The sequence below is a fragment of the Sporolactobacillus inulinus genome (genome assembly GCF_006539285.1).
In the GTDB taxonomy this organism is placed as follows: Bacteria; Bacillota; Bacilli; order Bacillales; family Sporolactobacillaceae; genus Sporolactobacillus; species Sporolactobacillus inulinus.
Genome location: NZ_BJMS01000127.1, coordinates 1 through 6932 on the forward strand (window position 1 = coordinate 1; position 6932 = coordinate 6932).

At 46.5% G+C, this 6932-nt stretch carries 5 protein-coding genes; all 5 read right to left on the minus strand.

Going from position 1 to position 6932, the window contains the following annotated elements:
- Nucleotides 1-235: 235 nt before the first annotated feature.
- The 5 genes from SIN01_RS13355 to SIN01_RS13375 all read right to left on the minus strand — a co-directional run bounded on the left by SIN01_RS13355 (nt 236) and on the right by SIN01_RS13375 (nt 6675).
- On the minus strand, nt 236-1522 hold the full coding sequence (locus tag SIN01_RS13355) for an adenylosuccinate synthase (RefSeq protein WP_010027373.1): 1287 nt from the start codon (nt 1520-1522) through the stop codon (nt 236-238).
- 148 nt (nt 1523-1670) lie between these two features.
- Nucleotides 1671-3041, minus strand: coding sequence for a replicative DNA helicase (gene dnaB / locus SIN01_RS13360; protein ID WP_010027372.1), 1371 nt, complete (start codon nt 3039-3041; stop codon nt 1671-1673).
- 105 nt (nt 3042-3146) lie between these two features.
- Nucleotides 3147-3590, minus strand: coding sequence for a 50S ribosomal protein L9 (rplI, locus tag SIN01_RS13365; RefSeq protein ID WP_028978116.1), 444 nt, complete (start codon nt 3588-3590; stop codon nt 3147-3149).
- On the minus strand, nt 3591-5570 hold the full coding sequence (locus SIN01_RS13370; RefSeq protein WP_028982945.1) for a DHH family phosphoesterase: 1980 nt from the start codon (nt 5568-5570) through the stop codon (nt 3591-3593).
- Between the two features lie 157 nt (nt 5571-5727).
- Entirely contained in the window at nt 5728-6675 is a 948-nt protein-coding gene (locus tag SIN01_RS13375) for a YybS family protein (RefSeq protein WP_010027209.1), read from the minus strand.
- Between the last annotated feature and the right edge of the window lie 257 nt (nt 6676-6932).

The following is a 6932-nucleotide window of genomic DNA, read 5'->3' on the forward strand; positions in this document are numbered from 1 at the left end:
AAGCTGCAAATGCTTGTCTTTTTGCGGCACAAGAAATATTTTAACACGGTCTTTATGCATTTGCAACCCTTTTTCTGAGAAGGTCTACTCTTTATTCGGAAAAAAGAGCAAATCTTGAACCTTTACCTACGCCTCGCGCATTGGTTTCACAGCCTTTGCGTTATGCCGGAAAGTAAAAACGCCATGGCCTTTAAAGGATAGCCATGACGTGATTTTTTATTCTTTTATTTTCTGATTAGCGAAATGGATTGCGCACCTCAATGGTTTGTGTGCGGTCCGGACCGACAGAGAACAGTGACAAACCGACTTGAGTCAGTTGTGCAATGCGTTCAATATAGTGACGCGCATTCGCCGGAAGTTCAGACAATGATTTTGCTCCGGTGATGTCTTCTTTCCATCCAGGCATTTCTTCGTAGACCGGTTCGCATTCGGCAAGGACATTCAGACTTGCCGGGAACTCTTCAATCAGCTTGCCTTTATATTTATAAGCTTTGCAGATTTTTACCGTTTCAAGTCCGGTAAGAACATCGACACAGTTAAGGGACAGATCCGTCAAACCGCTGACACGGCGTGAATGGCGGACAACCACACTGTCAAACCAGCCGACGCGGCGCGCCCGCCCGGTTACCGTTCCGTATTCATGGCCCACTTCACGAATTTGATCGCCAATCTCATCCTCTAATTCGGTTGGGAACGGACCATCGCCAACACGTGTTGTATAAGCTTTCGCGCAGCCGACAACATGATTGATTTTTGACGGACCGACACCGGCACCAATCGTCACACCACCGGCAACTGGGTTGGATGACGTTACAAATGGGTACGTGCCTTGATCAATATCAAGCATGCATCCTTGAGCGCCTTCAAACAGCACGCGTTTTCCAGCGTCAAGTGCGTCATTCAGAACAACGGACGTATCGCACACGAGCGGTTTCAGGCGTTCACCATAGCCAATATATTCATCATAGATGTCCTTAATATCAAAGCCTTCGCTGTCATAAAATTTCTCGAGAAGACGGTTCTTTTCTTTCAAGTTCTTTTCCAGTTTCGCACGGAATGTTTCCGGCTCAAGAAGGTCCGCCATCCGAATACCGACACGTGCCGCCTTGTCCATATATGCAGGGCCGATTCCCTTCTGTGTTGTGCCGATTTTGGATGTGCCCTTGCTTTCTTCTTCGAGCATATCCAGTTTCAAGTGGTACGGGAGGATCAGATGCGCGCGATTGCTGATCCGCAGATTCGTCGTGCGCACACCGCTTTCCATCATATAATCCAGTTCCTTGCACAACGATTTTGGATTGATCACCATACCATTGCCCAAAACGCAGATCTTTTCGCTGTATAGGATCCCTGACGGCATCAACCGTAATTTATAGGTTTTGCCGTTCCAAACAATGGTATGCCCGGCATTATCTCCGCCTTGGTAGCGCGATACTACTTCCGAGTTTTCCGAAAGGTAGTCGGTAATCTTGCCTTTTCCTTCATCGCCCCACTGTGCGCCAACAACAACAACAGAAGACATTCATTTAGCCCCCAACTTTTAAAAAATAATATTTTAGTTCACTAAAGCCACTGTCTAGTCTAACAGGTAATTGCTTGAAAAGTCAATGTGGATACGAACATTAACAGGGTTATAATTATTTTTATTCGGATTCACGATATAATTCTACTCATGCACCACGCGGAACATCCTCATCACTATGTTTCCGATCAATATTCACGAATTTGCTGTACTCTTTAACAAAGGCCAATTCCACCGTACCAACCGGACCGTTTCGCTGCTTGGCAATGATAATTTCAATGATGTTCTGTTTTTCGCTTTCCTTGTTGTAGTAATCATCGCGATATAAGAAGGCAACAACGTCGGCATCCTGCTCAATACTTCCGGATTCACGGATATCGCTCATCATCGGCCGCTTGTCCTGACGTGCTTCGACACCACGGGACAGCTGGGACAGCGCGATAACCGGGACGTCTAGTTCTCTGGCCATCTGTTTCAACATTCGCGAAATTTCCGAGACCTCTTGCTGCCGGTTTTCCTGACGGCCGGAACTCCCCGAGCCCATGATTAGCTGAAGATAGTCAATGACAACCATATCCAGACCTTTTTCCTGCTTCAGGCGGCGGCATTTTGAACGGATATCGTTGACCCGCACACCAGGGGAATCATCGATATAAATGCCGGCACGTGACAGACTGCCCATCGCCATCGTCAGCTTTTGCCAGTCCTCATCTTCCAGCTTTCCGGTTCGCAGTTTTTGCGCATTAATATTCCCTTCTGCACACAACATACGCATGGCCAATTGTTTGGCTCCCATTTCAAGACTGAATATCGCCACATTGGCCTCATTCTTAATGGCAACATTCTGAGCAATATTTAACGCAAAAGCCGTTTTTCCGACCGATGGACGGGCAGCGACGATGATCAGATCGCTTTTTTGAAAGCCTGCTGTCATCCGATCGAGTTCCAGAAAACCGGTCGGTGTCCCGGTAACATCATCCTGCCTGCTCTGAAGCATTTCAATGTTATCGTATGTTTCCATCAAAACATCTTTAATGGCCTGAAATTCACCGCTGCGCTTTCTTTCGGCAACCTCCAGTATCCTGCGCTCCGCATCATCAAGCACGGTTTCGATGCCGTCCTCGCTTGTGTAGCCCTCGGAAACAATTTGCGTCGCTGTTCGGATCAGACGGCGAAGGGTTGCTTTCTCCGCCACAATCGAACAATAGTACTCGATATTTGCAGCGGTTGGTGCGGAATCGGCCAGTTCGGCGAGATAGGAAACGCCGCCGACCTCTTCCAGCCGCTTCGAGGACTGAAGGGCATTGGTGACCGTGACAACATCAACCGGTTCATTCTTTTCCGAAAGCTCAAGCATGACGGAGAAAATGAGCTGGTGGCTTGTGCGGTAAAAGTCTTCAGGAATCAACACTTCCGACGCAGTGATCACCGATGAAGGTTCTAGGAAAACGGCGCCGAGAACAGCCTGTTCGGCTTCCATATTATGGGGCGGAATCCGATCCGCAAATAAGTCACTCATGTCGCTCCTCCTTTAGAAAATTCCGGTTTCACACGCATCTCTCAATGCACAGTAATAACCGTAAAAATCCGCCAAACGCACAGACGCGCCGGGCGGATTCAAGGCTTATTCTTCAGTGACATGAACCTTTACCTTAGCAAGAACTTTCGGATGAAGCTTCAACGGTACGTCGGTAAAGCCCAGTGTCCGAATCGGTTCCGGCAAATCAATTTTGCGTTTATCAATGCTGATATCCGCCTTTTTCAAGGCTTGCGCGATTTGTTTGCTGGTAATTGAACCGAACAACCGACCGCCTTCACCGGATTTTGCTTTCAGCTCAATCGTCATTTTTTCAATTTTTGCTTTGAGTGCTTCTGCCCCATTGCGTTCATTTTCTGCGCGTTCTTTTTGCTTCTTTTTTTGCGCATTTAACATGCTTAAGCTCCCCTTGTTTGCTTCTACTGCCACATTTTTGGGGAGGAGATAGTTGCGTGCATAGCCTTCGGAAACCTCTTTAATTTCACCGGCTTTTCCCTTTCCTTTGACATCTTTCAAGAATATCACTTTCATTTAGGACAAACCTCCTTCAAGATACAAATCGACCGCTTTTTTCACGCGATCCACGGCCTCTTCCAGCGTGATGTCCGCCATCTGAGTCGCCGCATTATTTAAGTGACCGCCGCCGCCCAAGCTTTCCATAATGATCTGAACATTCATATCGCCAAGCGACCGGGCACTGACACCAATCAATCCATCTTTGCGTTTGCCGATGACAAACGAAGTCCGGATCCCTTCCAGCATCAGTAACGTATCGGCTGTCTGCGCAAGCAGTACCTGATCGTAGGTTTGATCTGCTTCACCCACTGCAATTGCAGCATTCGATTTATATAATTCGGTCTTTCGAATCAATTTTGCCCGCTGATTGAATTGATCCAAATCATCACTGAGAAATTTCTGCACCAGTATTGTATCGGCGCCATGTGCGCGCAAATACGAAGCGGCATCAAATGTTCGAAAACCGGTGCGCAGCGTGAAATTTTTCGTATCCACCGCGATACCACCGAGCATTGCCGTTGCTTCAATGACGTCAAGCGGCCGTTCATTCGGTTGATACTCAAGCAGCTCTGTAACCAATTCAGCTGTTGAGGATGCATAAGGCTCCATATAGACCAAAACGGAATCTTTAATAAATTCTTCTGCGCGCCGATGGTGGTCGATGACAACGACGCGATGTACATCAGCGAGCAGCGATGGCGCGGCAACCATGGACGGTCGATGCGTATCCACCACAACCATCAAGGTACGTTTGGTCATCTGATCCGCCGCACGTTCTGCGGTAATAAAATTGGACCATAAATTTTTCTGCTTTTTCAATTCTTCAATGAGTTTGGAAATCCCGGAGACATTGTGCGCATCATCCATAATAATCTTGGCGCTTCGCCCATTGGCATGGGCTATTTTCAAGATACCGATGCACGAGCCAATTGAATCGAGGTCAGGCGCCTGATGGCCCATAATCATAACCTGATCGCTTTCCAGCATCAATTCAGACAACGCATGTGAAATCACGCGAGCACGTACACGGGTGCGTTTTTCAACCGGGTTTGATTTTCCGCCGTAGAAACGAACATCACCATCCGGACGTTTGATTACCGCTTGATCGCCGCCGCGTCCAAGACCCAAGTCCAAAGCAGATTGCGCGTAGCTCCCCAAATCTTCCAAAGAAGTGCTTCCCGCACCGACGCCAATACTCAAAGTCAACGGGATATGACTGAGCGGAACGGTGATTTCTCGAACCTTGTCCAGAATCGAGAAATGTTCATCCTCAATTGCCTGAAGCAACCGTTCGTTCAAAACAGCTAGAAAGCGGTCTGAAGCAGTTCTGCGCAAGTAAATGCCGTGTTCAGTCGCCCAATTTTTAATAATAGAAGTCGTCTCATTATTAATTGTACTGCGCACCTGATCTTCCAGACCTTGCGTCACTTCATCATAATTATCAAGGAAAATGAGAGCCAGAACCGTTTTTTCATTGTAGTAGTGCTTCTTAATTTCCAACGTATCCGTGATATCGTTAAAATAAATCAGCCGGTCCGAACGTCTTAAACGCACCCGGTACTGGCGATCATTAATCGAAATAATCGTCGATTCGTTATCCGAAGCAATCAGCTTCACCAACTGTTCGGAAATCTCGCTCAACGGGCGGCCGATCACGGTTCGTGCTTCTTCATCAGCAATCGCATTCAGGGAAGTATTGCACCACTCGACCCGGTTTGATTCATCATAGAGCAGAATCCCGATCGGCATATTCAGTAATACTTCATCGCCGACTTTTTTTATCCGGTAAGACAAACCGGCCACGTATTGAACCAATTCCCTGTCAAATTGTCGCTCATTGACCAAGAACCACGAGACCGACAGAATCAGAAGCACAAGTCCGGCGAGCGACAGCAGCCAATTTAAGAAAGCAATAAAGACAAGAAACAGTAGACAAAGGAGACCGATTACGATCAAAAAATCGCCGCGCCACCGATGTTTAAATTGATTCGCCAAAATGTGTCAGCTCCCACAGGCCGCATGAAAATGCTACGGTCACGCCTCAAAACATTCCTTTAAAAACGAATGATCATAAGGCAGTACACGTCATCATGCTTCATTTTGCGTGCACAAACAGCCGTTACCGTTTGCTCGCAAAACTGAAACGGCCAGATCAATTATGACTTTTTCGACCAATCCTCTTGCGAAGATCGAAACCCAAGTCAATTATACCCAATATACGTACCAATTGCAGTAGCAAGAATCCAAACATACCGATGAGGATGGTTAGTGTAATCGGCACAATTAACGGGAATTTTTTCATATGCGCATAGTAATAAATCAAACTGAGTCCCTGAACTGCAAGCAGAATTTGTAAAATCACATCAATATTGAGCACAGCTGTAAACAGTGGCGTTTCCTGATCGATACCGAACCAGCCGATAAAAAGAACCGCCAGATACAGCCAGATAATGCTTCTCGGCACTTGCCAGAGACGGAACGGCACCCAGCGCGGCGCATCAATCTTTAATTTGCGTAAAATCGGCAAGGCAATTAAAATCACAATGAAGGCATAGAAAACTCCAGCCATGATCAAGATCACCGGCGTCAGAAGAAGCAAATGATTCATTTGCGTCCGAATTTGCGCCATTAGTTCATCTGCATTTTGCTCCATCATCGGCTGCATCTGCTGAATGGTTTGATTGAGCGAATCATTGAGATTCGACTGGAAAACAGTTACCGGGTTAAAGTGAAAAGCCAGAACGGAAATTGCCAAATAAACGATCAGCACGACAATGTTGGTCAGGCTGCCGGCAAGTAGCAAGGCAAATGCGGATTTTTTTGCCTGCAACATGTAACCCAGCGCCCCACCTAATATCATGAAGAAAATTGGCAATAGCGAATAGAGCGAATGATCTGCAAAAACCAAGAACAGAACACCCAACGCGAATGTACATAGTGATGCTTTCCAACCGTCTTTTGCGCCAAGATACATTAACGGAAGTGGAATCAACCATATCGAAAGTAAAGACAAATACGGTACGAAAAAGGTAAAAACAAGCAACAAATATAATAAAATCACAGCAAGCGCCCCGCGAAGCAGAACGTTTCGATCAGTCATAATGACACCCCTCAGGCTTAGGCTGGACGGTTTGAACAACCGCCTTTAAACACGTTCGTATGGGCTTCATTATGCCCAAATGCCCCAAATACAGGCAGAGAAGAGAATGGGGAATGACGATTTTGCATCAGCGCAAGCGCTTCCCAACATCGACAAAATAAGCGGGAAATCCCATGCCTTTCATTATAATACAAAAACACTTTTGATTTAAAGACCAAGTTGTTTCTTGCATTTTATTGATCAGATTCATATAATAA

Excerpts from the sequence above, each read along its gene's own strand:
- dnaB (WP_010027372.1), bottom strand. The coding sequence starts at position 3,041 with ATGAGTGACTTATTTGCGGATCGGATTCCGCCCCATAATATGGAAGCC.
- SIN01_RS13355 (WP_010027373.1), bottom strand. The coding sequence starts at position 1,522 with ATGTCTTCTGTTGTTGTTGTTGGCGCACAGTGGGGCGATGAAGGAAAA.
- SIN01_RS13375 (WP_010027209.1), bottom strand. The coding sequence starts at position 6,675 with ATGACTGATCGAAACGTTCTGCTTCGCGGGGCGCTTGCTGTGATTTTA.
- rplI (WP_028978116.1), bottom strand. The coding sequence starts at position 3,590 with ATGAAAGTGATATTCTTGAAAGATGTCAAAGGAAAGGGAAAAGCCGGT.